General features: G+C 74.8%; 3 protein-coding genes. 2 read left to right on the top strand and 1 reads right to left on the bottom strand.

Annotation, left to right across the window (positions count from 1 at the left end; genetic code table 11):
• Positions 1-320, top strand: a 320-nt coding sequence (locus tag I4I78_RS31425; RefSeq protein ID WP_218615143.1) for an MBL fold metallo-hydrolase, incomplete at its 5' end; no start/stop codon positions are given.
• Positions 321-628: 308 nt separating this feature from the next.
• Here I4I78_RS31425 and I4I78_RS31420 read toward each other — a convergent pair.
• Positions 629-1423, bottom strand: a complete 795-nt coding sequence (locus I4I78_RS31420) for an LLM class flavin-dependent oxidoreductase (RefSeq protein ID WP_218615142.1) — start codon at positions 1421-1423, stop codon at positions 629-631.
• A 59-nt stretch (positions 1424-1482) separates the two neighbouring features.
• Between I4I78_RS31420 and I4I78_RS31415 the strand changes: the two genes are divergently transcribed.
• On the top strand, positions 1483-3225 hold a 1743-nt coding region (locus I4I78_RS31415; RefSeq protein WP_218615141.1), incomplete at its 3' end, for an N-acetylglutaminylglutamine amidotransferase.

Below are 3225 nucleotides of genomic sequence, written 5' to 3'. Positions count from 1 at the left end.
ACGACCTGGCCGTGCACCTTCCCGACGACGGCGTGCTGTTCGCCGGCGACCTGCTGGAGAACGGTGCGCCCCCGAGCCACGGCCCCGACGCGTACCCGGACCGCTGGGCCGACGCCGTCGACAGGCTGCTCACCCTCGCCGCGACGACGCTCGTGCCCGGCCACGGCGACCCGATGACCGCCGCCCGGGCACGCGCCCAGCGCGACGAGCTGGCGGCGGTGGCGCAGCTGCACGCCGCCGTCGCCGCCGGTGAGCTCGACCCCGCCGAGGCCGACCGGCGCAGCCCGCACCCCGGCATCGCGTGGCCGTCATCCGGCTAGGCAGGACTGCCGGCTCTCCCGGGGAGTGCAGGACTGCGGGCTCCCCCGGGGAGTGCAGGACTGCGGGCTCCCCGGGGTGGTTGTCTCCAGGAAATCCCTCACGAGGTCTCTGAGTTCGTGAGGCGATTTTCAGGAACGCTCTGCCCCGGGGCGGGTGCCGGTGGGCGGGTGCCGGTGCGCGGGTGCCGCTGGACGGGAGCCGGCGGCCTCCGGGCTACCTGCCGGGCGAACCGCGGGTCCGGCCCGGACGGCGACGGCGGCGGCGGCGGATATCCGCCGCGCCCTCGGGAGTTCTATCGATGGCGACGTCACCCGGCGCCGGGCCGACCGATCGCCTCGATCAGACGCGTCGGGTCGGGGTCGCCTGCCGGCGGCACGAACACGACCGAGTCCGCGCCGGCCTCGCCGTAGGCGGCAGCCGTGGCGGACGTCCAGTGAGCCAGGTCGGACGTGTGCGAACCGACGGCGACGTAGCAGACCACGTGGAACGCGCCGGCGTCGCGCGGCCGGTCGGCGGAGGTCTCGAGCAGGGCGTCGCGCACGTCGTCGGTGTCCAGGCCCGCGTCGAGCACGACGCCGTCGGCGAGGCGCCCGGACAGCCGCAGCGTGCGCGGTCCGCGCGCCCCGACCAGGACCGGTGGCACCTCCCGCGGCGGCCCGTCGAGCGCGACCCGGTCGAGGCGCACGTACTCCCCCGCGACGTCGACCTGCTCGCCGCGCAGCAGCGCGCGCACCGCGCCCGTGTACTCGGCCAGCAACGTCATCGGCGAGTCCGCCCGCGCGCCGACCTGCCCCATCCAGTCCAGGACGCCGTGCCCGAGCGCCGGCCGGAACCGGCCCGGGAACAGCCGCGCCAGCGTCGCGATCTCCATCGCGGCCAGCGCCGGGTTGCGCAGCGGCACCGGCAGCAGCCCGACGCCGACGTGCAAACGCTCGCTGCGCGCCAGGGCCACCGCCGCCGTGCTCAGCCCGCCCGCCAGGAAGCAGTCCTCCCAGAGCCAGAGCTCCGCGACCCCGGCCCGCTCGGCAGCGTCCACGACCGCGGGCAGCTGCTCCGGTGGCGACTGCGGACGGAAGACGACACCCACGCTCGGCCCGGACATGAGGGCGAGTGCACCACAACGGGTTACGGGCCCGCGACCGTACGAGGAGGATCAGCGCGATGTGCGGGATCGCCGGCGAGCTGCGGTACGACGGCCGACCGGCCGACGTCGCGGCCGTCGGTCGGATCACCGGGGCGATGCACCGCCGCGGGCCGGACGGGTCCGGGATGCACGCCGCCGGGCCGATCGCGCTCGGGCACCGCCGCCTGAAGATCATCGACCTGTCCGAGCGCGGCGCCCAGCCGATGGTCGACGCCGAGCTGGGCCTGACGTGCGTGTTCAACGGCTGCGTCTACAACTACCGCGAGCTGCGAGCCGAGCTGCAGCGGTGCGGCTACCGGTTCTTCTCCGGCACCGACACCGAGGTGGTGCTCAAGTCGTTCCACCGCTGGGGCGGCGCCTGCGTCGACCGCTTCCACGGGATGTTCGCGTTCGCCGTCGCCGAGCGCGACACCGGCACGCTGACGCTGGCCCGGGACCGCCTCGGCATCAAGCCGCTCTACCTCACCCGGGACGCGCAACGGCTGCGGTTCGCCTCGTCGCTGCCGGCGCTGCTCACCGGCGGCGGGGTGGACACCGCGCTCGACCCGGTGGCGCTGCACCACTACCTGAGCTTCCACGCCGTCGTCCCGGCGCCGCGCACGATCCTGGCCGGGGTGTCCAAGCTGCCGCCCGCCACCGTCCGCACGGTGACCGCGGACGGCGCCGCCACCGACCACGTCTACTGGCGCCCGGTGCACGAGCGCCGCTCCGAATACCGGGGCCTCGACGCCGGCGGCTGGGCGGAGCTGCTCGGCGAACGCCTGCGGACCGCGGTGCGCCGCCGGATGGTCGCCGACGTGCCGGTCGGGGTGCTGCTCTCCGGCGGGCTGGACTCGTCGGTCATCGTGGCGCTGCTCGCCGAGCAGGGCCAGCGCGACCTGCGCACGTTCTCCGTCGGGTTCCCGGCCGCGGGCGGCGAGCGCGGCGACGAGTTCGCCTACTCCGACCTGGTCGCGGCCGAGTTCGGCACCGACCACCAGCAGATCATGATCGAACCGGAGCGGATGCCGCCGGCCGTCGACGGGTGCGTCGAGGCGATGGCCGAACCGATGGTCAGCCACGACTGCGTCGCGTTCCACCTGCTCTCCGAGCAGGTGTCGAGGTCGGTCTCCGTCGTGCAGTCCGGGCAGGGCGCGGACGAGGTGCTGGCCGGCTACAGCTGGTACCCGCCGCTCGCGCGGATCCCCCGCGACGACGCCGCGCGCGCCTACGCCCGGGTGTTCACCGACCGCCCGCACGCCGACATGGCACAGATCCTGGAACCGTCCTGGCTGCTGGGTCACGACCCGAGCCGGAGGCTGGTCGCCGCGCACTTCGCCGAACCCGGTGCGGACACCGCACTGGACGCCGCGCTGCGGATCGACTCCACGGTGATGCTGGTCGACGACCCGGTCAAGCGCGTGGACAACATGACGATGGCCTGGGGGGTCGAGGCGCGGGTGCCGTTCCTGGACCACGAGCTCGTCGAGGCGATGGCCGCATGCCCGCCCGAGCACAAGCTCGCGCACGGTGGGAAGGGCGTGCTCAAACAGGTCGCGCGGGGCGTGCTCCCGGACGCGGTGATCGACCGGCGGAAGGGGTACTTCCCGGTACCGGCGATCCGGCACCTGGACGGGCCGCTGCTGGAGCGGGTGGCCGACGCGCTGACGTCCACCGCCGCCCGCGGGCGTGGCCTCGTCCGGCGGGAATGGGTCGACGCGATGCTGGCGAACCCGAACACGCGCCGCACGAACCTCGGTTCGAACGCGTTGTGGCAGGTC

The sequence above is a fragment of the Pseudonocardia sp. KRD291 genome (assembly GCF_019263595.1).
Taxonomy (GTDB): domain Bacteria; phylum Actinomycetota; class Actinomycetes; order Mycobacteriales; family Pseudonocardiaceae; genus Pseudonocardia.
Note: the sequence above shows the minus strand (reverse complement) of the source record. Positions and strands in the feature narration are given on the sequence as shown.